Source organism: Micromonospora sp. L5, assembly GCF_000177655.2.
GTDB lineage: Bacteria > Actinomycetota > Actinomycetes > Mycobacteriales > Micromonosporaceae > Micromonospora > Micromonospora aurantiaca.
Genome location: NC_014815.1, coordinates 1,940,920 through 1,967,533, shown reverse-complemented (window position 1 = coordinate 1,967,533; position 26,614 = coordinate 1,940,920). Strand labels below are relative to the sequence as shown.

Here is a 26,614-nt window from a genome sequence, read left to right as displayed (position 1 = left end):
CCGGTCAGCGCCGCCGGCACAGCCGCCGCAGCGTCCGCCCCAGCCACCAGGCGTACGCCCGCTGGAAACCCGGCACGACCGGCCCGCCGGCCCGCACGTACCAGTGCGCCGGGCGGCTGAACGCGGTCACCTCGAACCAGACGCCGTCGGCGCCCCGGGTCACCAGGAACGCCTCCTCACCGACCTCCGGATGCCCGGGCAGCGTGCCGTAGCCGAACCCGGCCCGGTCCGGCTCCTCCACCGTCCAGACCACCTCGGTCGGGCCCCACAGCCGCACCGGGCCGACGCCCAGCCCCGGCGTGACCCGTACCCCGGGTGCCGCGCGCGGCGCGTCCGCGCGCATCACCACGCCGGCCGCGCGGTGCAGCCGCCAGCCCAGCACCGCGTCCGCCGCCAGCGGGAAACCGCCGTCCGGCAGCCGGACCCGGTGGCGCAGGTGGTGGTAACCGGCCGGCAGGGCACCGTCGCGGGTCGCGCCCACCTCCGGGTACGTCAGCTCCGGCACGCCGGTCACCTCCACGCTCATGGGAACACCCCAGCCAGCGTACGGCCGCCCGGGAGCGCTGTGGTGAGCTGAGCCGGTGACCGACGTGACCATCGCCCCCGCCGGCCCCGCCGACGCCGGGGAGATCCTCACCGTGCAGCGTGCCGCGTACCTGGTGGAGGCGCAGCGCTACCGCGACGTGTTCCTGCCGCCGCTGACCGAGACGCTGGACGAGGTACGGGCGGCGCTGACCGGGCCGGACGTGGTGCTCGCCGCCCGGCGCGGCACCCGCCTGGTCGGCTCGGTCCGCGCCCGCCTCGACGGCGACACCGCCCACGTGGGCCGTCTCTCGGTCGCCCCCGACCAGCAGGGCCGGGGCGTCGGCGGACGGTTGCTGGACGCCGTCGAGCACGCCTGCGCCGGCCGGGTGACCCGGTTCGCGCTGTTCACCGGCGCGGACAGCGCGGCGAACCTGTCCCTGTACGCGGGCCGCGGCTACCGGGTGGTGGCGCACCGGCCGGACGAGAACGGCAACCGCCTGGCCGTGCTGGAAAAGACGGTCCCGGAACCTCCGGACGGCGCCTGAGCGGGCGCTCCGGCCCCGGTCAGCGGGCCTCGCAGCGGCGCCCGAGGCCGTCCGCCTCGGTCAGTTCCGCGCACAACGGCGCCTGAGCCCGTCCGCCTCCTGCCGCAGGTAGCGGCGCATGGTGGAGCCGCCGAGCAACCCGACCAGCCAGGCCAGCGGACCGGTCTGCACCAGGATCAGCTCGGCCCGGGTCCGCCCGTCCTCCAGCGGGATCAGCCGGTGCTCACCCCGGGTGCGCACGCCGGGGCTCGCCGACTCCCAGGCGAACGAGTACGGCGGACAGATCTCCACGACCCGCCACACGGCCGGGCGCAGCCGGGGCTGCTCCAGCCGGGCCGTCGAGCCGAGGAGCAGCGGACCGGGCTCCAGCCGACGGGCGGCGGTGACCGACGGCGTCCACTCGGGCCAGCGCTCGACGTCGCTCTGCACCTCCCAGACCCGGTCGACGTCGGCGGCGATGTCGACGGACTCCGCGAACCGCATGGGCTTCTTCCCTCCCCCGTGGACGGTCCACTCAGCCTATGCCCGAGCCCCGCCCCGCCGCCGCCCCGCGCCCGCGCCTCGCTCGGCTGGTTGCCACGTGAAGCGCCCCCCGTCCTGCGGGATTGATGTTCCGCGCAGTGGGAGCAGTGGAGATCTTGGTAGGAAGGGGCCCCTATGGGGGCCGCTTGGTACCAAGATCTCGCCGGGAGCCGGAGCCGGGAATCGGGAGCGGCCGGCGGACGAGGGACGGCCGTTCGGTTACGGCGGTCAGGCGGCCTCGTGGAGATCGGCCAGGGAGACCGGGGCGTACCGCTTCAGCAGGTGTTCCAGCTCGGCGACCGAGCCGACCTCGCCGAGGACGTTCGCGCCGCCGCCGTGCTCCGGCGGGTAGCGGTGCGACAGCCGGTAGCGGTAGCGGCCGCGGACCAGCTCGACGCTGACCCGCCAGCGCCCGCAGCACTCGCAACTCCACTCCGGCACGCCGCGACGGTAGCTCTGACCTGCGGTTCCACCATTCGGGCGGCGGTGACGAACGCGGCCGGGACGGGACACGCCACCCGGCCACCGGCGGTGATCTGCCTCACCGCTGTCGGTGGGGTCTGGTTGACTGGTCGCCGTGGACCTGCCGATCAACCCTCCGGTCGAGCCGATGCTCGCCAAGAGCGTCGCCGAGCTGCCCACCGATGCCGGTCTGACCTACGAGCCGAAGTGGGACGGCTTCCGCTGCATCGTGTTCCGCGACGGCGACGAGGTCGAGCTGGCCAGCCGGGGCGGCAAGTCGATGACGCGCTACTTCCCCGAGGTGGTCGAGCAGGCCCGCCGGCAGCTCCCGGCCCGGTGCGCGGTCGACGGCGAGCTGATCGTGATCCGCCGGGACGGCCCGGGTGGGCAGCCTCGGCTCGACTTCGAGCTGCTGGCCCAGCGGATCCATCCGGCCGCCTCCCGGGTGAAGCTGCTGGCCGAGACCACCCCGGCCGACTTCGTCGCGTTCGACCTGCTGGCGATCGACGACGAGCTGCTCGTCGACCAGCCCTATCCCCGGCGGCGGGAGCGGCTGGAGCAGGCGCTGTCCGGGGTGCGCCCGCCGGTGCACGTGACGCAGGTGACCACCGACCCGGAGACGGCCCGGCGCTGGTTCGACGTGTTCGAGGGCGCCGGGCTGGACGGGCTGATCGTCAAGCCGGCCGACCTGCCGTACGAGCCGGGCAAGCGGCTCATGTTCAAGGTCAAGCACGCCCGCACGATGGACGCGGTGGTGGCCGGTTTCCGTTGGCACAAGTCCGGTCCGGTGGTCGGCTCGCTGCTGCTCGGCCTCTACGACGACAGCGGCGTGCTGCACCACATCGGCGTCAGCTCCTCGTTCACCATGGCCCGCCGCAAGGAGCTGCTCGACGAGCTGGAGCCCTACCGCGACGTCGGCGGCGAGCACCCGTGGGTGCACGGCGACCACGAGCGGGGCCAGCGCATCCCGGGCGGGGTGAGCCGGTGGACCGGCGGCAAGAACCTGGAGTGGGAGCCGCTGCGTCCGGCACTGGTGGTCGAGGTGGCGTACGACGCGATGGAGGGCGACCGGCTGCGGCACACCGCCCGGTTCCTGCGCTGGCGACCCGACCGTGATCCCCGCTCCTGCGACTACGGTCAGCTCGACCGCCCGATCCGCTACGACGTCGACGAGGTGCTGCGCGGCGATCCGGCAGCGACGGTCGGTGACACCCGCGGCCGGGCGTAGCCTGACGGTCGACACGATCATGGAGGGCGCCCACGTGACCCGCTTCCCCGAACGGACCCGCCGGTTCCGGCCCGTCCTGGCCGCGTTCGTCGCGGCAGTGGTGCTCACCGCCGGCTGCACGCTGCCGGCGTTCGCCCCGCGCGCCGAGAGCGAGGGCGAGGCCGCCCCGCCGGGCACGGCACCGGAGTGGCGGGCCTGCCCGGAGGTGCCCGACGAGCTGGTCGGCCGGGGCGCGGCGGACATGCGCTACGACTGCGCCCGGATCGCCGTGCCGCGCAACTGGGGCACCGGGGCCACCACCGGCGCGACCGCCGGGCCGGGCGCCGGTGAGACGTTCGAGATCGCGCTGATCCGGGCCCGCTCGACCAAGCAGCGCGACCGGATCGGCTCGCTTGTCATCAACCCGGGCGGTCCCGGCGCGTCCGGCGTCGACACCGCCGTCTACCTGTCATTCGGCCCGGCGTTCGGCGGCCTGCCGACGGCGATCACCGACCGGTTCGACATCGTCGGCTTCGACCCGCGCGGGGTGGCCCGGTCCAGCCCGGTCAAGTGCATCTCCGACGCCGACCTGGACGCCAGCTTCGGCTACGACCCCGACCCGGAGAGCCAGTCGTCGTTCGACGGCTTCGTGGGCCTCAACCGGCGGGTCGGCGAGCGCTGCGGCGCGAAGTACGGCGACCAGCTCCCGCTCTACGGCACCGAGCAGGCCGCGCGGGACATGGACGCGGTCCGCGCGGCGGTCGGCGACGACAAGCTCACCTACCTCGGCTACTCCTACGGCACGCTGCTCGGCGCCACCTACGCGCAGCTCTACCCGCAGCGCGTGCGCGCCCTGGTGCTCGACGGCGCGGTCGACCCGCAGCAGAAGCTGATCGCCGGGTCGGAGAGCCAGGCGAAGGGCTTCGAGCGGGCGTTCGACAACTTCACCAGGTGGTGCGCGGCGAACGCGGGCCGCTGCCCGATCGCCCCGGACGCCCGCGGTGCGGTGACCGACGCGATCGCCAAGGCGAAGACCTCTCCGGTACGCGCGCAGGACGGCCGCAAGGCCACCGCCGGCTGGGTCTTCTACGCGGTGATCTCGTCGCTCTACACCGAGCAGGGCTGGCAGGAGCTGGCCCGGGCGATCGACGACCTCCAGGGCGGCGACCCGGACGGCGTGTTCAAGCTGGCCGACGCGTACGCGGGCCGCGAGCCCGACGGGCACTACTCGAACCTGTTCGACGCCAACCTGGCTGTCAACTGCGCCGACGAGACCGAGAAGCCGTCGCGCGAGCAGGTCCGCTCGCTCCAGTCGCAGTGGCGGCAGAAGTATCCGCTGTTCGGTCCCGCCCTGGCGGTGGGGATGCTGGGCTGCGTGGAGTGGCCGGGCGAGCGGGATCCGTATCCGACCGGCCGGGCGAACGGCGCCCCGCCGATCCTGGTGGTCGGCACCACCGGTGACCCGGCCACGCCGTACGAGCAGACGCCCGCGCTCGCGTCGATGCTCGGCGTGGGACGGGTGCTGACCTGGGAGGGCGAGGGGCACACCGCCTACCCGCAGACCTCGTGCGTGACGTCTGCGGTCGACGCGTACCTGATCTCGCTCACCGTCCCCCGGGAGGGGCTGCGCTGCCCCGCCCGGTGACGGCGCGGCCGGCGGCCGGGGTGCGGACGCCGGCCGGGCCGCCGGTCAGCCGGCGGCCGGGGGCGTCCAGCCCTCCGCGATGTGCCCGATGCGCACCCGCTGGGGGTGGTCGCCGACCGGGACGCTCGCGACCTTCTGCCCGGTGGCGAAGTTGATCGCGGTGACCTGGTCCGCGCCGGATTCGGAGATCACGCAGTCCCGGCCGTCCCCGCTGACGGTGGCCCAGTACGGCTTGCTCGCGGGCACCAGCGGCCCCTCGCGCAGCGTGGCCCGGTCCAGCACCGTGGCGTAGTCGTCCATGGTGCCCGCGACGCAGATCCGGGTGCCGTCGGGGCTCATCGACAGGCCGTGGTGCCGGGAGTCGTTGACCCAGGTGGTGCGGTCCTCGCTGGTGGCCGGGTTCTTCGGCAGCGTGGCGACGCGGGTGACCCGGTCGGTGGCCACGTCGTACTCGACGACGCCGTTGAAGAAGGACACCTGGAAGTAGAGCCGGCTGCCGTCCGGGGTGAAGACGGCCGGGCGGACCGCGTCGGAGAGGTCCCGGCGGCCGGCGGCGTCCAGCCGGTCCCGCATGTCGATCACCTTGACCACCTGGTACGTGCTGGTGTCGGCGACTGTGATCCGGCGGTCGCCCTTGGTCCAGTCGAGCCACGGCGCGTCCAGGTCGGTGTTGACCTCGCCGATGGACATGTTCCACAGCCGGGTGCCGCCGTCGGTGTAGATGTTCTCGTGCGGCTTGTCGCCGGCGCCGAACGAGCCGAGCTGCGCGCCGGTGCGGATGTCCAGCACGTGCACGGTGTTGGAGGTGGAGGCGGAGACCGCGACGCGGGTGCCGTCGGGCGAGACGGCCATGTGGTCGGCGCGGTAGCCGGAGACCGGGAACCGCCAGCGCAGCGCGCCGGTGGCCAGGTCGATCGAGACGACGTCGGCGAAGCTGGGCCGGGACACCACGAGCGCGGTGCCGTCCGGCGTGGTGTACATGTCGTCGATGAGCTGGTCGTGGCCCTCCCCGGGGCCCTGCCGGATGCCGAGGAAGAACGCCAGCTTGATCGGGTTGAGGTAGATCTCGCGCAGCCGCGCGGCGCGGTCCGGGATCACGTTGATCCGGCCGAGCCTGGCGTAGTCGCCGCGGGACCGGATCACGTCGGCGGTGCCGTCCCAGTTGTTGCCGACGAACATCACCTCCTGGAGCGCTGCCGCGGCGGCGGCCGGCGCGGGCGCGGTAACCAGCGGCGCCGGCGCGACCAGGGCGAGCGCGGCCAGCACGGCCAGGCCGGCGCGGCGGCGGGTACGGGACGGGTGCTGTGGCACGGGTGTCATGGACGCCTCCTGGCAGCCGGTACGACATCGACGTTTCTCAGTGGCGCGAGCGGTGTTACCTTGCGGTAACAACCAGGAGAGCAACCGGCCGCCCGCCCGGGCTAGGGACCTGACGCCAACGCCCGCGCGGCCCGGTTGTGCCGCGTCGACAACCGGAGGGCGGCGGACGCCGATGACCCGGATCGGACAGGCCCCGACGTTCGGCGCGCTGCTGCGCGACCTGTCCGCCGATCCGGCCGCCGTCGACGAGGTGGCGCGGGCGGCCCGCGCGGACTCCCCCGAGGTGGCCCGGCTTCCGGCCGACGAGGTACGCCGCCAGGTCGTGCTGCTGCTGACCAGTGGCCTGGGTGCGCTGGAACGCCGCGAGGACCCGGCCGGACGCGACTTCGCCGAGGCCCGGCGGCTGGGCGCCGACCGGGCGGCGCAGGGCGTCTCGGTGGCCGGTCTGCTGCGCGGGGTGCAGGCCGGGCGGGACCGGGCGGTGGAGCTGGTGGTCCGGCACGGGCGGGCCGCCGGCATCCCGGACGAGGTGCTGCTGGAAGGGCTGCTCACCATCGGCCGGTACGCCGCGGCGGTGGAGCGGGCGGTGGTCGACGGGCACCGCGGCGCCGAACGGGAACTGGCACGTACCGGCGCGGCTGCCCGGGCTCACCTGCTGCGGCGGCTGCTGCGCGACGGCCCGGCGGGCCTGCCCCCGGCCGAGCTGACCCGGTTCGGGCTGCGGCCGGACGGGCGCTACCACTGCCTGGTCGCCGCGCCGCCCGACCCGGTCCGGGCGTACGCGCTGCACCGGCAGCTCACCGCGCGGGGCGGCCTGCTCGGCACGGTCGGGGACCGGCTGGCCGGGCTGCTGCCGCGACCGCCCGACGCCGCGCCGGCCGACATGCTGACGCTGGTGGCGCCGGCGCAGCCGCTGGCGCGGGCCCCGGACATGTACGCGCTCTGCCTGGCGGCGCTGGCCACGGCCGCCAATCGGCGGCTGCGCGGGCTGCGTCAGGTCACCGACCTGGCCGGGGAGACCGCGCTCGCCGCCCAGCCGCTGCTGGCCGAACTGCTGCGGGGCACGCTGCTCGGCGCGCTCGACCCGGCCGACGAGTTCCACCGGGAGCTGGCGGGCACCGCTCTCGCCTGGCTGCACCACGGCCAGCGCCTGGACCAGACGGCCGCCGAGCTGCACGTCCACCCGAACACGGTGCGTTACCGGCTGCGGCGGCTGCGGGAGCTGACCGGCGGGCCGCCGGTCGAGGAGGGCGCCCGGTGCACGGTGCCGGAGACCGTGCACTGGTGGTGGGCGCTGCGGAGCTGGCTGGACGACGGCTGACGCCGCCCGGGCCACACCGGCGCACGGCGCTGTGCCAGGCTGGCCCGGTGACCGAGGTGATCTTCCGGGAGGCGGCACGCGCCGACCTGCCCGCCGTGCTCGCGCTGCTCGCCGACGACGTGCTGGGCCGCACCCGCGACCTGCCCGAGGTGGACGAGGCGTACGAGCGGGCCTTCGCCGACCTCGACGCCGACCCGCGCAACCATCTGATCGTCGCCGACGACGGCGGGGAACTGGTGGGCTGCTTCCAGCTCACATACATCCCGGGGCTGGGCCGGCACGGCGCCGAACGCTGCCTGATCGAGTCGGTGCGGGTCCGCTCCGACCGGCGCGGCCGTGGTCTGGGCCGGACGATGATGCGCTGGGCGATCGACAGGGCCCGGGAGCACGGCTGCGCGCTGGTGCAGCTCACCACCGACAAGCAGCGCGCCGACGCGCACCGGTTCTACCGCGACCTGGGCTTCGTGGCCAGCCACGAGGGCATGAAGCTGGCGCTCTGACCCGGCACCGGGCCGCCGCCCGGAGGCGCGCGGCCCGGCACCCGGATCAGTCCTCCGACACCAGCCGGCCGTCGCGCAGTGTGAGCGTACGGTCGGCCAGCTCGATGAGCGCCGGGTCGTGCGTGGCGACGAGCGCTGTCATGCCCCGGGCGTGCACCACCGCACGCAGCAGGTCCATGATCGACCGCCCGGTCTCGGAGTCGAGCTGACCGGTCGGCTCGTCGGCGATCAGCAGGTCCGGTTCGTTCGCCAGCGCCCGGGCCACCGCCACCCGCTGCTGCTGCCCGCCGGACAGCTCGTACGGGCGCTGCGCCGCGTGCCCGCCCAGCCCGACCAGCTCCAGCAACACCGCGACCCGCTGCTCCCGCTCGGCCGCCGGCACCTTGGCCAGCCGCAGCGGCACCCCGACGTTCTCCGCCGCGGACAGGATCGGCACCAGGCCGAACGTCTGGAACACGAACCCGATGGTGCCCCGGCGCAACGACAGCAGCTCCCGCTCACCTGCGGCGGTGACGTCGTGCCCGGCCACCCGGATCCGCCCGGCGTCCGGCCGGTCCAGGCCGCCGACCAGGTTCAGCAGCGTGGTCTTGCCGGCGCCGGAGCGGCCCCGGACGGCGACCAGCTCGCCGCGTCCCGCCGTGAACGAGACGTCCCGCACGGCGTGCACCGCGTGCTCCCCCTTGCCGAAGGTGCGGCTCACCCCCTCGACCCGGACCACGTCGACGGCCGTCCCCGGCTCCGCCGGCAGCACCACTGTCTGGTCGGTCATCACTCACTCTCCTCGCCGTGCGCCCGGTCGCCGGGGCGCACCTCGACGTGGTCGGGTTCCAGGTTGAGCCGGACCCGGTCGCGCAGGGACAGCGCCTCCACGAACTGCGCCGGCAGTTGCATCCGGCCGGTGCGGTCGAGCACCGCGTACTCCTCGCTGACCATCTCGGTGCCGCCGTCGGCGGTGACGCGCGCGGTCCGGCGTACCTCGGAGGCGGTCCGGCCGTCGCGGATCGCGACGGTACGGCGGACCTGGCCGGCCACGGCGTGGTCGTGGGTGACCACCACGATGGTGACCCCCAGTTCGGCGTTGATGGTGCGCAGCGCGGCGAAGACCTCGGCGCCGGTGGCCTCGTCCAGCTCACCGGTCGGCTCGTCGGCGAAGAGGATCTCCGGGTCGTTCGCCACCGCCACGGCGACCGCGCAGCGCTGCTGCTCGCCGCCGCTCATCTGGCCCGGCCGGCGGTCGGCGCAGTAGCCGACGCCCACCATGTCCAGCAGCTCACGGGCCCGTTCCCGCCGCTTGCGCCCTCCGCCAGCCCGGCCGGCCAGCTTCATCGGCAGTTCCACGTTCTCCAGCGCGGTCAGGTACGGCAGCAGGTTGCGGCCGGTCTGCTGCCAGATGAAGCCGACCACGTCGCGCCGGTACGCGAGCCGCCGCTTGTTCGACAGCGACAGCAGGTCGTAGTCGGCGACCCGGGCGATGCCCGCGGTCGGGGTGTCCAGCCCGGACAGGATGTTCAGCAGCGTCGACTTGCCGGAGCCGGACGCGCCGACGATCGCGACCAGCTCGCCCCGGTCGATGACCAGGTCGAGGCCCTGGAGCGCGACGACCTCGACGCCCTCGGTCTTGAAGATGCGCACCAGGCCGTCGCAGACGATGTGCCCGCGCAGCCGGTCGCGCCCGCCGGCCCGTTCGGCGGCGCGCTGGGCGGCGCGCTGTTGCAGCGACGCCAGGTCCGGTACGGCGGACGACGGTTCGTCGCGCGGCGTGAGACGCGCCGGGCCCGGGTGGCCGGAAGCGGTCGCGGTCATGTCAGCTCTCCTCTCCGAGCCGCAGCACCTCGCCGAGGCGCAACCGGCGGTTGTTCACGGCTTCCACGGTGATCGCGAAGCCGAGGGCCAGCATGGCCAGGACCGACACCCCGGCCACCAGGCCGGGTTCGAAACTCGGGCGCACGTCCACGCCCCCGGTGAAGGCGGGCAGCCCGAGCACCGGTGTGAGCAGCAGCGGCAGCAACGCGCCGACCACCGCTCCGGTGAGCACCGACACCAGCACCAGCGGCGTCAGCTCCACCATCAGCAGTCCGCGCCACTGGCGGCGGGAGAGGCCCATCGTGCGCAGCCGGGACAGCACCTGCCCGCGCGAGCGGGCCCCGGCGAGCACGGCGAGCGCGAGCCCGAGCAGCCCCAGCGCGGCGCCGCCCCCGGCACCGAGCACGAACCCGAACACCAGCAGGCCGTTCACGCCGGTGCCGCCCAGGTCGGCGCGCACTGCCGAACGGGTCGTCACCTCCGGCGCGCGGGCCTTGTCCCCGGCGTCGACCTCGCCGATGCGCAGGTAGCGCCGCTGCCCGTCGCTCGCGACCCGGTCCACCTCGGCCGCGTCCACGCCGGACCCGGCGAGCACGAAACCGGTCGGCGCGAGCTGGTGCGGGGCGTCGGCCGGCAACGCCGGCCACGGCAGCACCACGAACCGGCGTATGCCCTCGCCCACGAGCGCGAACTCGTCGACTGTGGCGGCGGTCCGCACCGGCAGCCGGTTGCCCTGCACGTCCAGCCAGGCGGGCCGCTCACCCCGGGCGTCGGCGAGCCCGGCGTCGGCCAGTTCCCCGGCCACCGCCGGAGACACCAGCGCCGGCAGCGGCGTGCTCCCGTCGGTGCGGGCCCGCACCGGGTCGGGCACGTCCACCGGTACGCCGGCCTCCCGTGCCACGTCGGCGAACCGCTGGCCGTCCACGAGCACCACGCGCAGCTCGGTGACCGGGGCGGGGCGTCCGGCGCGGTCGGCGTACGGACGTTCGGCCGGCACTGTGAGCAGCGGCGCGACAGCGCGTACCCCGGGCAGCGCGGCCAGCTTCTCCGCGGTGTCCGGGGTGAAGCGCTCCCCGCGTACCAGCAGGTCACCGGGCACGGCCTGGGCGGCGGCGGTGTCCCGGCCGGTCTCGATGCCGGTCGCCACCACGCCGCAGAACGCGGCGGTGGCGACGGCCAGCACCACCACGACCAGCGGCCCGGTGCTGGCGGCCCGGCCCGCGCGGGCGGTGCCGAGGAACGCGACGCTGCCGCGCGCCCGGGCGGCGACGCGGCTGACCAGCCGCAGGGGCCAGGGGTACGCGCGCAGCGCCAGCAGCGCCGCCGCGATCGCCAGCAGCACCGGCACGGAGACCAGCAGCGGGTCCACCGAACCGGCGGTGAGCCCGCGGCGGCGCAGCAGGAACGCGCCGAGCACGGCGAGCCCGAGCACTACCACCTCGACGGTGAGCCGGACGGCGGGTGACCGGCCGCCCAGGTCGGCACGTCCACCGGCCCGGCGGCCGACGGCGAGCGCGGCGAGCGGCGGCAGCAGCGTGGCCAGGAGCGCGGCGATCACCACCCAGCGCCACGACGCCCCGGTGCCGGGCAGCAGCCCGCCAAGCAGCCAGCCGATCCCGGCCGCGGCCGGCAGCACCAGCAGCGACTCGGCCAGGCCGCGGCGCAGGACCGCGCCGGTCGAGCCGCCGCGTGCCCGGATCAGGTGGAACTCGGCGCGGCGGCGGCGCGCGGCCAGCCGGGCGGCCAGCAGCGTCAGCCCGGCCAGCGTGGCGAGCAGCCCGGCCGCGATGACCGCGAGCAGGGTACGCGCGGCGGCGAGCGCGTCGGCGAAGCGCCGCAGCGGGATGTCCACGCCCTGGGTGAGGGTCATCTCGATCTGGGCGGGCCGGGCCCGGTCCAGCCCGTCGACGCCGGCGATCAGCGCGTCGAGGCGGCCCGGTTCGAGCCGGTCCGGGGCGATCCGGTACCGCCAGCCGAAGCTCACCGGCCAGCCGGTCGCGACGGCCTCGTCGACGCCGCCGTCGGCGGTGTAGGCGACGCCCACGAACGGGTCGCCGTCGCCCTCGGGCGGGGAGAGCTTGAGCATCGACGGCAGCGTGTCCCAGACACCGTCGGCCGGGTCGTTCGGCCGCCACACACCGACCAGGTGGACCGGGAGGGACTTGAGCACGTTGTCGTCCGGGTCGAGCATCAGGAGCAGGAACCGGTCGCCGGTCTTCACGCCGAGCGTGCCGGCGATCGTCTCGGCGAGCGTCACCTCGACCGTGCGGGCCGGGGCGACGGGGCGTTCCGGCCACCGCCCGTCGACCAGTGTGGCCGCCTCCTTGATGCCGGTACCGGCGCGCAGGTGCACGTCGATGAGCCCCTTCTCGGGGGCGAGCGTCGGGCCGCGCAGCCGTCCGGGCACGGTCTGGGCGACGTACCAGCGCTGGCCGACGGTGTCCCGGACCACGCCGGGCATCGCCCCCTCGATTCCCGCCAGCTCGGCCGCGTGACCGGTCACGGCGGTCCGGGTCGACGGCGGGAACGCGGTCGGCGCCGTGCTGTACGTGAGGTCGCGGCGGGCCACCGGCTGCCCTGCGACGTACTCGGTGAGCCCCTGCCCGGTCAGCCGGTCGGCGACCCGGGGCACGCCGGTGATCAGCAGGGCGGTCACCAGGGTCAGGACGGCGAGCAGCAGGAACTGCCCTCCGTATGCGCGTACCCGGCGCGCGGCACCAGGAAGGCTCATCGTTCTCCTCCGATCCGGAGCTGCGCGGCGGCGACCCGCTGGCGGATGCCTGTGGTGATGAGGGCGGCGAAGGCGAGCGCGGCGAGCAGCAGCCCGGCGGCTGTCGTCCCGATCGGCAGCCAGGGCACTGTGAAGGCCGCCTCGGGCACCGGCCGGCCGGCGGCCGGGGTGAGGATCACCAGCGGCACCATGGTGGCCGCCACGAGGGCGCCGACGAGCATCCCGACACCGACGCCGATCGCGGCCAGGAACGTCTGTTCGGCGAGGTACGCGCGTGCCAGCAGCCGGGTGTTCGCGCCGAGCGTGTTGAACACGGCGAACTCGGTGAGCCGGCGCCGGGTGGTGGCCCAGACGTCGACCGCCAGACCGACCAGGGCGAGCAGCACCGAGCCGAGCGCGGCGGCCAGCAGCCCGGTGCGCGCGCCCTGCCAGTACGGATCCTCGGCGGCCTCCGCGGCCACCGCCCGCCGGTCGAGCAGCACCGTGCCGCCGGTCGAGGCGAGCGCGTCAGCGGCGGTGGTGTGCCCGCCGGGCGTGGTGCCCAGCCACCACTCGGCCACCGGCCGGACGCCGCCGCTGCGTTCGAGGAGTTGTGTGGTGGCGGTGGGCAGGTCCAGCAGCACCCCGTCGCCCCCGGTGCCGGGCACCGCGGCGACCTGGCCGACCACTGTGACCTCGACCGTCACCTCGGCGACCGACAGCTTGACGGTGTCGCCGGTCTTGAGGCTCATCGCGGCGGCCACGCCGGGGGTGACGAGCACCGGCACCGGACGGTCCGGCGCCTGCGGCACCAGCGCGAATCGGGACGAGGGCACCCGGGCGAACTGCAACAGCCCGGCCGGCACGTCGAAGCCCTGCGTCCCGTCGATCCGGGTCGGGCTCGCCTCGGCGGTGTCGCGCGGCCCGGAGCCCGGGTCGATCACCCGCCAGGACCCCTCCACCGGCAGCTTCAGGGCCGCCCCGGCGGCGTCGGTGAGCCGCAGCTCGTCCAGGAGCAGCCGGTACGAGCTGCCGGTGGCGTCACCGCCGTCGGCCTCGAAACCGGCCAGGCGCAGCGGGACGCCGCCGCTGTCCGGCAGCGGCACCGAGAAGCGCACCGGCTTGCCGTCGCCGTCCCCCTCGGCGAGCCGGACCCGCCAGGTGGCCCCGGCGTCGGTGGCGAACAACGCGGTGACAGCCACCCGGGGCCGCTCGTACATGCTCTCGACCGGGGTGCGCACGGTGCCGGACAGCGTCTTCGCCCCCTCGGGCAGGACGCCGCCGGCCGGCGCGGTCCGGCCGTTCGCGAGCCGGTCCAGCAGGGCGCCGGTGGACGCGTCACCGCCGGCGTCGTCGAGCCGGATCATCCCCTTCGCGGCGGCGGCGTCGAACGCCACCACTGTGGCCGGCCGGGCCTCACGGCCCAGGCGTACGTCGTCGCGCCAGGCCGGCAGCACCCGGTCCACGCCGGGCACGGCGGCCAGCTGGGCGGCCCGGTCCGCGGGGGCGGTGCCGTCCCGTTCGGTCAGCCGCAGGTCCGCGCCGACCGTGTGCTGTGCCTGGTCCCGCTGCGAGCGTTCCCAGGAGGCCACCAGCGACCAGGCGAGCGTGCTGCCGCCGACGGCGAGCGCGAGCAGCAGCACCGGCCCGGCGTGCGGGCGCCGGCCCGCCTGCCACATGCCGAACATGGTGGCGTTCCACGTCCGCCGGTCGACGAAGCGTTCCGCGAGCCGGGTGGTCGGCGGCAGCAGCCGCAGCGCGATCACCGCGCCGGCCAGCACGCCGATGGTGGGCGCGGCGGCCAGCAGCGGGTCGATGCCGAGGCTGCCGTTCGCGCCGGCGAGCGGCGAGGAGTACTGCCGCAGCTGTGTCCAGGCGAGCACGGCGAGGGCCACCAGCGCCACGTCGACGCTCGCCCGCTGCACGGCCGCTCCCCGGGAGGGCCGCGACCGGGACGCCATGTCCGCGACGTACGTGCCCGCCCGGCGCATCGCCGGCAGCACCATGGCGAGCAGGCAGCCCACCGCCGCGCCGACCGCCACCATCCACACCCGGGCCAGATCGCCGTCGGCCAGCCCCAGGTCCGCGCCCAGGTAGTGGATCGCCTGCCCGGTCAGCGCCGGGGCCAGCAGCAGCGCCGGTGCCACCACGAGCGTCGCCTCGCGTACGGCCAGCCCGGCGATCTGCCCCCGGGCGGCGCCCCGGGCCCGCAGCAGCGCGGTCTGCGCCCGCCGGTCCTCGTTGAGCAGCGCCGCCACCAGCACCAGCGCGTACCCGCCGAGCACCACGATCAGCAGCAGCGGGGTGAGCAGCGCGGACCGGCCCACCAGGTCGGCCCGGCTGAGCCGGTCGACGAGCCGGTCCAGGTGGCTGACCTGCTGTGTCGAGGAGCCCAGGCCGGTGGCCTCGGGCAGCTTCCCGGTGATCTCGTCGAGCGCTGTGGTCACGGCGGGCAGCCGGGCTGGCTCGACCGCCACCAGGTCGGGGTCGACCACCCAGGCCGCCGAGGTGGAGCCCGGGAAGGTACGGGCGAAGTCGGCCGGGTCGAGCGCGAACGGCCCGTACGACGTGATCTCCGCGTCGCCCTGGCTCTCCCCCACCCCGGGGGCGAGACGCCAGTACGCCTCGGACGCGTCCCGCGGCCGCCACGTGCCGACGACCACCACGGTGCCGGCGCGCTCCGCGCCCCGGTCGTACAGCGGCACCCGCTCCCCGACCTCCAGGCTCAGTTGCGCGGCCACCTTCTCCGGCAACGTCACCTGCAACGGGTTGCTGCCGGGCACCGGCCACGCCCCGGCGGCCAGCTCGGCGTGCGCGGGCAGGTCGTCGAGCGTGGCCAGGTTGGCGAACATCGGATCGTCGTCGGTACGGGCGGCGCCCACGTCTCCGGTCAGCTCCCGCCCGGTCCCGGAGCGGCTCGCGGCCACTGTGACCGGGGCGCCGCCGAGCCCCTTCGCGAACTGTGCCCGTACCGCCCGGTCCCGCTCGGCGAACGCGGCGGCGTCGGCGCCACCGGAGCCGCTGATCAGCAGGCTGCGTTCCTCGGCCGGTGCGGCGTCGAGCACCGCCCGGGCGCCCGCCTCGACGGCCCGGCGGTTGTAGTCGGAGAGCCCGGTGACCAACGCGACCGCGACGAGTGCCGCGACAGCGGCGGCGAGCAGCAGCCCACGGGCCTCTATCGCCCGCCTCCACACCAGCTTCATCCGACGTCCTCTCCTGGCCCCGGCGGGCCGATGCCGAGAGAGAGCAGTGACGCCCACCAAAAGGTTCGCGCCCGTTACATGATCGTTATCGGCCTTCCCGCGCGGAACTCCGGGGGAAGCAGCCGGCGGATGTGCCCACGACCGGGGCCGGCGGGTGCTCGACCTGCGCGGGCTCACCGACCGGCAGATCCACTCGCTCGTCGCCGAGCAGACGGCGCCCGTGCGGTGATCTACGTGACCGAGGAACGCCTGCTCCCGCACCACGTCCGCGCTGCCTTCTTCGACCGGCGCTGGCGCGGTCTCGACCCGGCCCAGGTACGCGACCACCTCGACCGGGCGGCCGACGAACTCGAACGTCTGAGCCGTGAGCTGGTCACCACGCGGACCGAGGCCGAGCGCGTCCGCCAGGCGCTGCGGCAGTGGCAGTCCCAGCATCGCGCCTGCCGCCTCCGTGACCCGGACGCCCCGCCGGGCGGGTGGCCACGATGATCGAGCAACGCTGGATCATTCACCTGCCCACCACGCTGAGCGAGGAGGACAGCCAGTTCGCGCGTACCCGGGTCTGGTGCGACGCCCGGCTCGACGGCGCCGGCCGGTGCGGCCACCGCAACGACCACGACGGTTCGTGCGGCGCGCGACCGGACACCCCAGGCGCACGCCGAGCCGTGCCGGCCCGCGTCGGGTGGAACGTCATGGGTGTCTCCGCGGCCCGTAGGCACCCGTGGTGTTCCACTCGCGAACGCGCGCCGGGCCGGGCGAGCGGCGTACCGTCGGTAGCATCCGGGGATGGGCAGGTTCCTTGCACTCTTCAACGGCGCCGCTGACGAGGCCGGCAAGGCCGACCTCACCGAACAGCAGCAGACCGACTTCATGAACGCCTGGGCGGCATGGGCGCAGGCCAACGAGAGCGCCCTCGTCGACCCCGGCGCTCCGCTGTATGGGAAGAAGCTGGTCACGACGCGGGGCGTCGAGGACATCACGGACAACCTGATCGCCTACGCGATCGTGGAGGCGTACTCGCACGACGAGGCGGTCCGGATCTTCTCCGGGCACCCGCACCTGGGGCTGTTCGCCGGGAACTCGATCGCCGTGCTGGAGTGTCCGCCTCCGCCCGTCTGACCGCTGCTGGGGGGCGTCAGGGGCGAGGGCGGTCGCGGTCCTTGGAGGGCTGGACCCGCTTCGGCTCGCCGGGCATCTTCGGGTATTCCGGCGGGTACGGCATGTCGCCCAGGCCGTCGGCGGCGTCCCGCTCGGCCCACTCCAGCAGCGGCGTGATGTCCCACGGGGCGTCGTCGATGCCGACGTGCGGGTCGCCGCGCTCGGCGAACCGGGCCGGCACCGTGCCCAGGTGGAAGTCGTCCGGGTCGACCTCCGGCAACTCGTCCCAGTCGACGGGGGTGGAGACGGTGGCGCGGGCGTTGGCGCGCAGCGAGTACGCGCAGGCGATGGTGCGGTCCCGCGCCATCTGGTTGAAGTCGACGAAGACGCGCTCGCCGCGCTCCTCCTTCCACCAGGCGGTGGTGACCAGCTCGGGGCGGCGGCGTTCCAGCTCCCGGGCCAGCGCGATGGTGGCGCGGCGTACCTCCACGAACGTCCAGCGCGGCTGGATGCGCAGGTAGACGTGCACGCCCCGGCCGCCGGAGGTCTTCGGCCAGCCGGGCACGCCCAGCTCGTCGAGCAGACCGCGCAGCTCAGCGGCGGCGGTCACCGCGTCGGCGAAGTCGGTGCCGGGCTGCGGGTCGAGGTCGACGCGCAGCTCGTCGGGGCGGTCGGTGTCGGCGGCGCGCACCGGCCACGGGTGGAACACCACCGTGCCCATCTGCGCCGCCCAGGCCACGTGCGCCAGGTCGGCCGGGCACAGCTCGTCGGCCGGGCGGCCGCTGGGGAAGGCGATCCGCGCGGTGCTGACCCACGGGGGCACGCCCCGCTGCGGCACCCGCTTCTGGAAGAACATCTCCCCCTCGATGCCGTCGGGGAAGCGCTGGAGCGTGGTCGGCCGGTCGCGCAGGGCGCGCATGATCCCGTCGCCGACGGCCAGGTAGTAGCGGAAGACGTCGGCCTTGGTGAAGCCGCGCTGCGGGAAGATCACCCGATCGGGGCTGCTCAGCCGCACCGCGTGCCCGGCTACCTCGATCTCCTCGACCGCACCCTTGCCCGCCATCACGCGACCATATGCGATGCCACCGACACCCGACGTACCGTGGAACGGTGAGTCTTTCCGACAACGAACTGCCCCGTACCGAGGACGAATGGCGCGTCCGGCTGAGCCCCGAGGAGTTCCGGGTGCTCCGCGAGGCCGGCACCGAGGCGCCCTGGACCGGTGAGTACGTCGACACCAAGACCCCCGGCGTCTACCACTGCCGGGCCTGCGGGCTGGAACTGTTCCGCAGCCAGGACAAGTTCGACTCGCACTGCGGCTGGCCGAGCTTCGACGACGCCATCCCGGGCGCGGTCAAGGAGATCCCGGACAACACGCTCGGCATGCGGCGCGTGGAGATCCGCTGCGCGCGCTGCGACAGCCACCTCGGGCACGTCTTCGAGGGTGAGGGCTTCACCCCGAAGGACACCCGGCACTGCGTCAACTCGATCTCGGTGCGGCTGGAGCCCAGCGCCGGCTGACGGCGGCGTCAGAGCCGCAGCAGGCCGCCGGCCTCGTCCACCTGGTCGGCGGCCTCGTCGTCCAGCCACACCCCGCCGGTGGCGAGGTAGCGGAAGCGGTACTCCCCCGGCTTCAGCCGGACCGTCACGGTACGCGTGCCGTCGCGGCGCGGCACCAGCTCGTGCCGGCCGGGCTCCCAGCCGTTGAAGCAGCCGACCACGCTCACCGTGCCGGCCGGGGTGTCCCGGGGCAGCGAGAACGTCACCCGGGTCTGGTTGCCGAAGAGCTTGTTGCGCTTGATCACGAATCCTCCGGGGATTTTCGGCGGTCACAGCAGTCAACGCGCGACACGCCGGGAGCGACTCGCCGTGGGGCCGGATCAGGTTCGCCGGTTCCGGTTGCTCGAAGGTGTCGTCTGCGCGACTCTCGGATGACAGGTCCGTTTTCGGGGGGTTTCGCATGGCTGCCTGCGAGGTTTGCGGCAACGACTACTGGATGGCGTTCGAGGTGCGCACCGTCGACGGGTCGCGGCACACGTTCGACTGTTTCGAGTGCGCGGTGCACAAGATGGCGCCGATCTGCGAGCACTGCCAGATCAAGATCGTCGGGCACGGCGTCGAGGTCTCCGGCCGCTTCTTCTGCTGCGCCCACTGCGCCCGCGCCGTCGAGGGCGAGCAGGGCGCCGAGGTACGCGACGCGGTCGGCGCCCGCCCCGCCTGACGCGGGCGCTCCCGGGGCGGCACCGGCGTCGATCTCCGTCTAGCATCCCTCCGGTGTCCCGACGGTTGATCATCGCGGTGGCCCTGGTCGCCGTCCTCGCCGGCTGCGGTTCCACCACCGAGCCCGCCACCGCCCCCGCGCCGGCCCTGGCCGCGCCCTCGCCCACCGACGGCGGGGCCGCCGCGGCGCTGCGCGACCGTTACGCCGCGACCGGCAGCCTGGCCGGCCTGGCCGAAGAACCCGAGCACGCCAGTGAGCGGCTCGACTCCGACGGTGTCGTCTGCGGTCGCCCGCTGCCCCTGCTCGACCGGCGGCTCGTCGCGTCCACCCGGGTCTTCGTCACGCCGGAGGGCACCCCGGCCGGCGAGTTCGTCGAGATCGCCCAGGAGACCGTGGTCTACCCGGACGAGGCGGCCGCCGCGGACGCGGTACGGCAGGTCTTCGGCCTGCTGGAGGCGTGCGAGCGCGACGAGGAGGAGGGCCAGGTGACCACCGGGCACACCGCGGGGGACCTGCCCGCCGGGCTGGGCGTGCCGGGCCGGGTGGTGTCGGCGACCATGACCGTGTCCGACGGCACGCGCTTCCCGCACCGCTACGGCTGCCTGCACCACGGCCGGGTGACCCAGTGCGTCGCGGTCTGGACCCGCTCGGCGGCCGACACCGGCACCTGGTTCGAGCGCGCCGTCACCGCCACCGCAACCGGGCTGCGCACGTCGAAGGGCTGAGCAGCGCCGGCCCGGCCACGCCGAACCGCCGCGCGTTGAGCCGGCACACCGGGACCGCGCCGGCCCGGCGCGCCGAGCCGACGTGCCGCGCCAGGGGGAGCACGACCGGGCGGAGACGCGCCGCCTACCCTGGGCCGATGCCCGTCGAGTCCCACCTGGCAAGCTTCGCCGACCTGGACACCAGCACCTTCCACGACCTGCTCCGGCTGCGCATCGACGTGTTCGTGGTCGAGCAGTCCTGCCCGTACCCGGAACTGGACGGCCGGGACGTCGAACCCGGCACCCGCCACCTGTGGCTGAGCCGCGACGGCGCCGTGGTCGCGTACCTGCGGATCCTGGCCGACCCCGGCGGCGTCGCACGGATCGGGCGGGTGGTGGTGGCGCCGGCGGCCCGCGGCGCGGGCCTGGCCGGCGCGCTGATGACCGAGGCGCTCGCCGTGGTGGGTGACCGGCCGTGCGTGCTCGACGCGCAGACGCATCTGGTCGGCTTCTACGAAGGGCTCGGCTTCGAGGTCAGCGGCCCCGGCTACGTCGAGGACGGCATCCCGCACACTCCGATGCGCCGCGACCCAACTCATTGACGTTTGTCGTTTTCTGTGGCAGCGTGCGGGCGGAGCCGCCACGCGGGAGAGGGCAACTCCCGAGTCCGGGCGTCGTGCACCGACACCCCATCCCGGAGGCTTTCCATGTCCACTCCGTACCGCCGCCCGTTACCGCTCGCGGCGGCGATCCTCGCCGTCTGCGCGGTGGTGGCGGCGCTGCTCACCACCGCGTTCTCCGGCCCGGCCTCGGCGCACGGGTCGGTGGTCGACCCGGCGTCGCGCAGCTACAGCTGCTGGCAGCGTTGGGGCGGTGACTTCCAGAACCCGGCCATGGCCACCCAGGATCCGATGTGCTGGCAGGCGTGGCAGGCCGACCCGAACGCCATGTGGAACTGGAACGGCCTGTTCCGCGAGGGCGTGGCCGGCAACCACCAGGGCGCCATCCCGGACGGGCAGCTCTGCAGCGGCGGCCGCACCCAGAGCGGCCGGTACAACGCGCTCGACACGGTCGGCGCCTGGAAGACCGTGCCGGTGACCAACAACTTCCGGGTCAAGTTCTTCGACCAGGCCAGCCACGGTGCCGACTACATCCGGGTGTACGTGACCAAGCAGGGCTACAACGCGCTCACCTCGCCGCTGCGCTGGAGCGACCTGGAACTGGTCGGCCAGATCGGCAACACACCGGCCAGCCAGTGGACGCGTGAGGTGGACGGCGTGTCGATCCAGATCCCGGCGAACGCGCCGGGCCGCACCGGCCGGCACGTCGTCTACACGATCTGGCAGGCCAGCCACCTGGACCAGTCCTACTACCTGTGCAGCGACGTGGACTTCGGCGGGTCCGGCCCGACCACCCCGCCGACCAGCACGCCGCCCACCAGCACCCCGCCGACGAGCACGCCGCCCACCAGCCCGCCGCCGACCACGCCGAACCCGGCCGGTGGCTGCACCGCGACGTACGCGATCACCGGTTCGTGGGGTGGCGGTTTCCAGGCCGACGTGAAGGTGACGAACGGCAGCGGTTCGCCGATCCGCGGCTGGTCGGTGAGCTGGAACTACCAGAACGGCCAGCAGGTCAACTCGGCGTGGAACGCCTCTGTGACAACGAGCGGAACGCTCGTGACGGCACGCAACGTGGCCTACAACGGCTCGCTCGCGCCGGGTGCGAGCACCTCGTTCGGCTTCACCGGCTCGGCCAGTGCGACGAACCCGGTGCCCAGCATCGTGTCCTGCACGACGACCTCCTGACGACCGCCGTCCCGGTCGGGGCCCTGCTCGACACCGTCGCGGTGTTAAGCCGGGCCCCTTCCTCTACCGCAGGCGTTAAGAAGGTGCCCTTCCTTTCACACCAGGCAGTTGACGATGTCGGCGACCGAGCGGCGGCGGCCGGTGTAGAACGGGATCTCCTCCCGTACGTGCCGGCGGGCGCCGGAGGCCCGCAGGTCGCGCATCAGGTCCACGATCCGGTGCAGCTCGTCGGCCTCGAACGCCAGCATCCACTCGTAGTCGCCGAGCGCGAACGAGGCGACCGTGTTGGCCCGCACGTCCGGGTAGCCCCGGGCCATCTTGCCGTGCTCGGCCAGCAGCTCGCGCCGCTCGGCGTCGGGCAGCAGGTACCACTCGTACGAGCGCACGAACGGGTAGACGCACAGGTAGGCGCGGGGCTCCTCGTCGTTCAGGAAAGCCGGGATGTGGCTCTTGTTGAACTCGGCCGGGCGGTGCAGCGCCATCTGCGACCAGACCGGGGTGAGGGCCCGGCCCAGCGTGGTCCGGCGGAACCGCAGGTACGCGTCCTGCAGCGCGTCGCTGGACGACGAGTGCCACCAGATCATCAGGTCGGCGTCGGCGCGCAGCCCGGCCACGTCGTACGTGCCCCGGATCGTGACGTCCTTGCCGGCCAGCTCGGTGAAGAGCGACTCGACCTCGTCGACGACGTTCTCCCGCAGCGACGGCAGCGGGCTGGTGGCCCGGTACACCGACCACATCGTGTAGCGGATGGTCTCGTTGAGCTCGCGCAGCCGCGCCGCGTTGGTCTGCTCGGTCATGCTGCCGATCCTTCCAGTGCCGTGATGATCTCTTCGGCCGCCGTCTCGCCGGAGCGGACGCACACCGGGATACCGACGCCGTCGTAACCGGCCCCGGCCACTGCAAGCGTCGGGTGGGCGGCGCGCAGCGCCGTCCGGACCGCCGCCACCCGGGCGGTGTGCCCGGGCGTGTACTGGGGCAGCGCGCCACCCCACCGCTGCACGTGCCGGGCCACCGGCACCGGCAGCGGCGCGCCCAGCACCGCCGACAGCTCCCGGTGCACCGTGTCGGCCAGGTCGTCGTCGGTGAGCTGCAGCGACGTCTCGTCGCCGTACCGGCCCACCGAGGCGCGCACCAGCGCCAGCCCGTCCGGCCGCCGCAGGTGCCCCCACTTGGTGGTGAAGAACGTGGACGCCTTGATCGTCAGCCCTTCGCCGGCCGGCACCAGGAAGCCGGACAGCTCCGGCAGGGCCGGCCCCGGCAGCGCGAGGGTGATCAGGGCGACGCTCGCGTAGTCGAGCGCGCCCACCGTGCCGGCCGCCTCGGGCGCGGCGGCGGCGAGCAGCCGGGCGGCCGGGCGGGCCGGCACCGCGAGCAGCACCGCGTCCGCCTCGACGTGCTCGGCGTCGCGGGTCGGCCCGACTGTGAGCCGCCAGCCGTCCGGGGTGCGGCGCAGCTCGCGTACCGCGGCGCCCCGGCGGATCGTCGCCCCGCTCGCCGTCGCCGCCGCCTCGACCAGCGTGCTCAGCCCACCGGCGAGCGTGCCGAAGACCGGTGCGCCGGGCGCGCGCGGCGCGGCGGCCTGCGCGGCGCGTACCGCACCGACCAGCGTGTGCTCGGCGCGGGCCGCGCGGGCCAGCGCCGGCATCGTGGTGACAAGCGACAGGTCGTCGGCCCGCCCGGCGTACACGCCGCCGAGCATCGGGTCGACCAGCCGCTCCACCACCGCGTCTCCGAGACGCTTGCGGACCAGCTCACCGACCGAGGTGTCCTCACCCTCGGCCAGCAGCGGGTGGCCCGCGTCGCGGTCGGCGTCCGCGGCCGGCGGCGCGACCGCCGCCACCTTGTCCAGATCCCCGGGTACGCCGACGAGCGTCCCGCCCGGGACCTGGCGCAACGTGCCGTCGACGAGCAGGGCCGCCTGCCCGACGGTCGGGTGCACGATCGACGCGTCCAGTCCGAGGCGGCGGGCCAGCGTCACCGCCGCCGACTCGCCACCGGCCGGGTCGCGCATCAGGAACGACTCCGCGCCGAACTCGACCGGCCCGCCGGCCAGCTCACCGGTGTGCAGCTTGCCGCCGAGGCGGCCGGACTGCTCGTACACGGTGATCTCGGTGCCCTCGGGGGCCCGGTCGCGCAACCGGACGGCGGCGGCCAGCCCGGTGATCCCGCCACCGACGATCGCCACCCGCCACGGTCGCACCACTGTCTCCTCCTAGCGCTCCGGTCGCGCGGTCAGCTCGTGCACCAGCGCGACCACCCGGGTCAGCACCTCGGGGTCGGTCTCCGGCAGGACGCCGTGACCGAGGTTGAACACGTGGCCGGGAGCGGCCCGGCCCTGCTCGACGATGCGCCGCACCTCGGCCTCCACCACCGGCCATCCGGCGAGCAGCACCGTCGGGTCGAGGTTGCCCTGCACCGCCTTGTCCGGCCCGATCCGGCCGGTGGCGACGTCGAGCGGCGTCCGCCAGTCCACGCCCACCACGTCGGCGCCGGCCTCGCCCATCGCGCCGAGCAGCTCGCCGGTGCCCACCCCGAAGTGGATCCGCGGCACACCGGCGTCGGCGAGCCCGCCCAGCACGTACGTCGAGTGCGGCAGCACGAAGCGGCGGTAGTCCGCCTCGGAGAGCGCGCCGGCCCACGAGTCGAACAGCTGCACCGCGGAGACCCCGGCGTCGATCTGCACCTGGAGGAACGCCAGCGTCACCTCGGCCAGCCGCGCGCACAGCGCGTGCCACAGCTCCGGGTCGCCGTACATCAGCGCCTTGGTCTTGGCGTGCGTACGCGACGGGCCGCCCTCGACCAGGTAGCTGGCGAGCGTGAACGGGGCGCCGGCGAAGCCGATCAGCGGGGTGTCGCCCAGCTCGACGACGAGCCGGCGGACCGCCTCGTCCACGTACGACACGTCGTCGCGGCCGATCGGGGTGATCCGCTCGACGTCGGCGGCGGTACGGACCGGCTCGGCCACCACCGGGCCGGTGCCGGGCACGATGTCCAGGTCGATGCCGGCCGCGGCGACCGGCACCACGATGTCGCTGAACAGGATCGCCGCGTCCACGCCGTGCCGGCGCACCGGCTGGAGCGTGATCTCGGTGACCAGGTCGGGCCGGCGGCAGGACTCCAGCATCGGCACGTTGGCCCGGATCTCCCGGTACTCCGGCAGCGACCGGCCGGCCTGGCGCATGAACCAGACCGGGGTGTGCGGGCCCGGCTCGCGCCGGCAGGCGCGGACGAAGGGCGAGTCGGCCGGCCCGCCGCGGCGGGGTTCTCCGTCTCGGGCGGCAGTGCCCGTGGTGTCGGTGGTCATCGCGGCAATCGTGCCACGCCCCCGGTGCGCGCCCGCGTTCACCGTCCGCATTTGTGACGTAGAAGGAAGGGCCCCCGCTTAACGCCTCCGGTAGCGGAAGGGCCCCTTCTTAACCGTCGATCACCCGGCGCGCCGTCGCGCGCCGCGCGGTGAGCGCGGCATAGGCTGCCCGCATGGCCCCCCCGATCGCGCTCCCGGAAACGTTCGCCCGCGCGGTCGCGGGGCTGCGATCGGCCACACCCCGACCGGAGATCATCCTGGAGGAGGTCGGCGCGCCGCAGCGGCTGGCCCCGTACGCGTTCGCGCTCTCCGCCGCCGTGATGCGCGACGACGACGAGGTGGCCACCGGCCGGCTGATCCTGCTGCACGACCCGGCCGGGCACGAGGCGTGGCAGGGCACGCTGCGGCTGGTCACGTACGTCACCGCCGAGCTGGAGGTCGACCTGGCCAGCGATCCGCTGCTGCCCGGTGTCGGCTGGACCTGGCTGACCGACGCGCTCGACGCGCAGGGCGCCGGGCACCGGGCACCGGGCGATCGGCGGCACAGTCACCCAGACGCTCTCCACCCGCTTCGGCGAGCTGGCCGGGCCGCCCGCCGCCGGTGACATCGAGATCCGCGCCTCCTGGACGCCGCTGCGCGCCGACCTGGGCCCGCACCTGCTCGGCTGGTGCACGCTGCTGGCCTCCACGGCCGGCCTGCCGCCGCCCGGCGTCACCGCGCTGCCCACCCGCCGCTCCGCCGGCGCCGCCTGACCGCACCCCGCCCGGGGACACGCGAAAGGCCGCCCCGGACGAACCGGGACGGCCTTCGGTGGACGCCGGTCAGAGGTAGTTCTCGGCCTCGTCGCAGATCTTGTCCAGGCCCTTGCTGGCCGCCTCGAAGGCGGCCCGGTCGCCGCGCGACGCCGCCGCCATGGCCGTGGTCAGCTTGTCCAGGCAGTTCGCGATGACCTTCTTCTGCCGGGCCTGCTCGTCCCGGTCGTTCTTGGTGCCGGTCAGGTCCTGCTGGGTGTCCGACAGCCGCTCCTGGACCGCCTTCAGCTCACCCTTGAGCTTCTCCATCTCCTGCTGGTTCGCCGAGATCGTGCCGTCCCGCTGGCTGACCGTCTGCCGGGACTTGTCCAGCTCGCCGTTCGTGGAGACGTACAGGAACGTCATCACGCCGCCGAAGACGAACAGCAGCGCGGCGACGAGGCCGAGCACCAGCGCCGCCCACTTCCTGCCGCCGCCGGTGGCCGGCGGGGCACCCACCGGGCCGTACGGGCCGGGCGGCCCGGACATCGGCGGCGGCCCGAAGCCGGGGCCGGACACCGGCGGAGCCGACGCGGGCGGGACCGACATCGGCTGCGCGTAGCCGGGGGCGGAGACCGGCGGGACGGAGACCGGCGGCGCCGACATCGGCTGCGCCGGCGGGGGCACCGGGGCGGCGCCGGGCGCGTATCCCGGCTGTCCCGGCGTGGCGGGCTGGTATCCGCCGTACCCGGGGGCGCCGTCGGACACGGTGGGCTGGTGCAGCGTCGGCGCTGGCTGGTTCGGGTCGTACTGCTGGGGCGCGGGCCGGCTGCCGTACGGGTTGCCGTAGACCGTGCCCCCCGGCGCCGGGGGCGGGTTGTCGCCCCCGGCCGGTGGGTAGGACATGTCGTTCCTCCAGATGTGCTGGTCCCCCGCGGGGTGGCCCGATGGGCCGGGGTCGATGCGGTGCGGCCGGGCCGGTGC

General features: G+C 74.7%; 26 protein-coding genes and 1 pseudogene. 13 read left to right on the top strand and 14 right to left on the bottom strand.

Features of this window, described 5'->3' with window-relative positions; translation table 11 throughout:
• Positions 1-4 precede the first annotated feature (4 nt).
• Positions 5-526, bottom strand: coding sequence for a DUF1990 family protein (locus ML5_RS09565; RefSeq protein WP_013474540.1), 522 nt, complete (start codon positions 524-526; stop codon positions 5-7).
• A 55-nt stretch (positions 527-581) separates the two neighbouring features.
• Here ML5_RS09565 and ML5_RS09560 point away from each other — a divergent pair, with 55 nt between their 5' ends.
• Positions 582-1,070, top strand: a complete 489-nt coding sequence (locus tag ML5_RS09560) for a GNAT family N-acetyltransferase (RefSeq protein ID WP_013284842.1) — start codon at positions 582-584, stop codon at positions 1,068-1,070.
• A gap of 60 nt (positions 1,071-1,130) precedes the next feature.
• Here ML5_RS09560 and ML5_RS09555 read toward each other — a convergent pair whose 3' ends face one another.
• A complete protein-coding gene (locus ML5_RS09555; RefSeq protein WP_013474539.1) occupies positions 1,131-1,553 on the bottom strand; it encodes an SRPBCC family protein in 423 nt (140 codons plus the stop codon).
• Between the two features lie 267 nt (positions 1,554-1,820).
• Positions 1,821-2,033 (bottom strand): hypothetical protein, encoded by a 213-nt coding sequence (locus ML5_RS09550; RefSeq protein ID WP_013284840.1) that lies wholly within the window; start codon positions 2,031-2,033, stop codon positions 1,821-1,823.
• Between the two features lie 136 nt (positions 2,034-2,169).
• Here ML5_RS09550 and ML5_RS09545 point away from each other — a divergent pair, with 136 nt between their 5' ends.
• Both ML5_RS09545 and ML5_RS09540 read left to right on the top strand, forming a co-directional pair.
• A complete protein-coding gene (locus ML5_RS09545; protein WP_013474538.1) occupies positions 2,170-3,282 on the top strand; it encodes an ATP-dependent DNA ligase in 1,113 nt (370 codons plus the stop codon).
• 19 nt (positions 3,283-3,301) lie between these two features.
• Positions 3,302-4,906: an alpha/beta hydrolase gene (locus ML5_RS09540; RefSeq protein WP_030274700.1), complete on the top strand. Its 1,605-nt coding sequence runs from the start codon at positions 3,302-3,304 to the stop codon at positions 4,904-4,906.
• A gap of 45 nt (positions 4,907-4,951) precedes the next feature.
• Here the strand turns inward: ML5_RS09540 and ML5_RS09535 are convergent, their stop codons facing one another.
• On the bottom strand, positions 4,952-6,226 hold the full coding sequence (locus tag ML5_RS09535; RefSeq protein ID WP_013474537.1) for a YncE family protein: 1,275 nt from the start codon (positions 6,224-6,226) through the stop codon (positions 4,952-4,954).
• A 172-nt stretch (positions 6,227-6,398) separates the two neighbouring features.
• On the opposite strand from ML5_RS09535, the gene ML5_RS09530 reads away from it, so the two are divergent.
• Entirely contained in the window at positions 6,399-7,547 is a 1,149-nt protein-coding gene (locus ML5_RS09530) for a helix-turn-helix domain-containing protein (protein WP_013284836.1), read from the top strand.
• Between the two features lie 47 nt (positions 7,548-7,594).
• Positions 7,595-8,047, top strand: coding sequence for a GNAT family N-acetyltransferase (locus ML5_RS09525; RefSeq protein ID WP_013474536.1), 453 nt, complete (start codon positions 7,595-7,597; stop codon positions 8,045-8,047).
• 46 nt (positions 8,048-8,093) lie between these two features.
• Here the strand turns inward: ML5_RS09525 and ML5_RS09520 are convergent, their stop codons facing one another.
• Genes ML5_RS09520 through ML5_RS09505 form a run of 4 tightly spaced genes read right to left on the bottom strand, consistent with a single transcriptional unit; the run spans position 8,094 to position 15,763 of the window.
• On the bottom strand, positions 8,094-8,816 hold the full coding sequence (locus ML5_RS09520; protein ID WP_013474535.1) for an ABC transporter ATP-binding protein: 723 nt from the start codon (positions 8,814-8,816) through the stop codon (positions 8,094-8,096).
• Positions 8,816-9,850 (bottom strand): ABC transporter ATP-binding protein, encoded by a 1,035-nt coding sequence (locus tag ML5_RS09515; RefSeq protein WP_013284833.1) that lies wholly within the window; start codon positions 9,848-9,850, stop codon positions 8,816-8,818. The genes ML5_RS09520 and ML5_RS09515 overlap by 1 nt, the downstream gene beginning before the upstream one ends.
• A gap of 1 nt (position 9,851) precedes the next feature.
• The gene (locus ML5_RS09510) at positions 9,852-12,581 is read right to left on the bottom strand and encodes an FtsX-like permease family protein (RefSeq protein WP_013474534.1); all 2,730 of its coding nucleotides are present in this window, start codon (positions 12,579-12,581) and stop codon (positions 9,852-9,854) included.
• Complete coding sequence (locus ML5_RS09505) at positions 12,578-15,763, bottom strand: FtsX-like permease family protein (protein ID WP_013474533.1); 3,186 nt, start codon at positions 15,761-15,763, stop codon at positions 12,578-12,580. Before ML5_RS09505 ends, ML5_RS09510 begins: the two co-directional genes overlap by 4 nt.
• A gap of 225 nt (positions 15,764-15,988) precedes the next feature.
• Between ML5_RS09505 and ML5_RS09500 the strand changes: the two genes are divergently transcribed.
• Together ML5_RS09500 and ML5_RS09495 are read left to right on the top strand one after the other, a co-directional pair.
• Entirely contained in the window at positions 15,989-16,252 is a 264-nt protein-coding gene (locus ML5_RS09500; RefSeq protein ID WP_013474532.1) for a DivIVA domain-containing protein, read from the top strand.
• A 297-nt stretch (positions 16,253-16,549) separates the two neighbouring features.
• A complete protein-coding gene (locus tag ML5_RS09495) occupies positions 16,550-16,882 on the top strand; it encodes a hypothetical protein (RefSeq protein WP_013474531.1) in 333 nt (110 codons plus the stop codon).
• 16 nt (positions 16,883-16,898) lie between these two features.
• On the opposite strand, the gene ligD is transcribed toward ML5_RS09495, so the two are convergent.
• Positions 16,899-17,924: a non-homologous end-joining DNA ligase gene (gene ligD, locus ML5_RS09490; RefSeq protein WP_013474530.1), complete on the bottom strand. Its 1,026-nt coding sequence runs from the start codon at positions 17,922-17,924 to the stop codon at positions 16,899-16,901.
• A gap of 47 nt (positions 17,925-17,971) precedes the next feature.
• Between ligD and msrB the strand changes: the two genes are divergently transcribed.
• Positions 17,972-18,382 carry a peptide-methionine (R)-S-oxide reductase MsrB gene (msrB, locus tag ML5_RS09485; RefSeq protein WP_013284828.1) on the top strand — a complete coding sequence of 137 codons (411 nt, stop codon included), beginning with the start codon at positions 17,972-17,974 and terminating at the stop codon, positions 18,380-18,382.
• 8 nt (positions 18,383-18,390) lie between these two features.
• On the opposite strand, the gene ML5_RS09480 is transcribed toward msrB, so the two are convergent.
• Entirely contained in the window at positions 18,391-18,666 is a 276-nt protein-coding gene (locus ML5_RS09480) for an isoamylase early set domain-containing protein (RefSeq protein ID WP_013284827.1), read from the bottom strand.
• A 155-nt stretch (positions 18,667-18,821) separates the two neighbouring features.
• Here ML5_RS09480 and ML5_RS09475 point away from each other — a divergent pair, with 155 nt between their 5' ends.
• The 4 genes from ML5_RS09475 to ML5_RS09460 all read left to right on the top strand — a co-directional run bounded on the left by ML5_RS09475 (position 18,822) and on the right by ML5_RS09460 (position 21,594).
• Positions 18,822-19,082, top strand: a complete 261-nt coding sequence (locus ML5_RS09475) for a hypothetical protein (protein ID WP_013284826.1) — start codon at positions 18,822-18,824, stop codon at positions 19,080-19,082.
• A gap of 53 nt (positions 19,083-19,135) precedes the next feature.
• Positions 19,136-19,807, top strand: a complete 672-nt coding sequence (locus tag ML5_RS09470) for a hypothetical protein (protein ID WP_013474529.1) — start codon at positions 19,136-19,138, stop codon at positions 19,805-19,807.
• 137 nt (positions 19,808-19,944) lie between these two features.
• Entirely contained in the window at positions 19,945-20,388 is a 444-nt protein-coding gene (locus ML5_RS09465) for a GNAT family N-acetyltransferase (RefSeq protein WP_013284824.1), read from the top strand.
• Positions 20,389-20,493: 105 nt separating this feature from the next.
• The gene (locus ML5_RS09460) at positions 20,494-21,594 is read left to right on the top strand and encodes a lytic polysaccharide monooxygenase (RefSeq protein ID WP_013474528.1); all 1,101 of its coding nucleotides are present in this window, start codon (positions 20,494-20,496) and stop codon (positions 21,592-21,594) included.
• A 95-nt stretch (positions 21,595-21,689) separates the two neighbouring features.
• Here the strand turns inward: ML5_RS09460 and hemQ are convergent, their stop codons facing one another.
• From hemQ to hemE, 3 genes are read right to left on the bottom strand one after another with little or no spacing between them, the layout of a single operon-like run.
• Positions 21,690-22,391, bottom strand: a complete 702-nt coding sequence (hemQ, locus tag ML5_RS09455; protein ID WP_013474527.1) for a hydrogen peroxide-dependent heme synthase — start codon at positions 22,389-22,391, stop codon at positions 21,690-21,692.
• The gene (gene hemG / locus ML5_RS09450; RefSeq protein ID WP_013474526.1) at positions 22,388-23,797 is read right to left on the bottom strand and encodes a protoporphyrinogen oxidase; all 1,410 of its coding nucleotides are present in this window, start codon (positions 23,795-23,797) and stop codon (positions 22,388-22,390) included. The genes hemQ and hemG overlap by 4 nt, the downstream gene beginning before the upstream one ends.
• A gap of 9 nt (positions 23,798-23,806) precedes the next feature.
• Positions 23,807-24,898, bottom strand: a complete 1,092-nt coding sequence (gene hemE, locus ML5_RS09445; RefSeq protein WP_041784164.1) for a uroporphyrinogen decarboxylase — start codon at positions 24,896-24,898, stop codon at positions 23,807-23,809.
• 173 nt (positions 24,899-25,071) lie between these two features.
• Between hemE and ML5_RS09440 the strand changes: the two are divergent.
• Positions 25,072-25,651 (top strand): annotated as a pseudogene (locus ML5_RS09440) (DUF3000 domain-containing protein).
• Positions 25,652-25,720: 69 nt separating this feature from the next.
• On the opposite strand, the gene ML5_RS09435 reads toward ML5_RS09440, so the two are convergent.
• A complete protein-coding gene (locus ML5_RS09435) occupies positions 25,721-26,536 on the bottom strand; it encodes a hypothetical protein (protein ID WP_013284818.1) in 816 nt (271 codons plus the stop codon).
• Between the last annotated feature and the right edge of the window lie 78 nt (positions 26,537-26,614).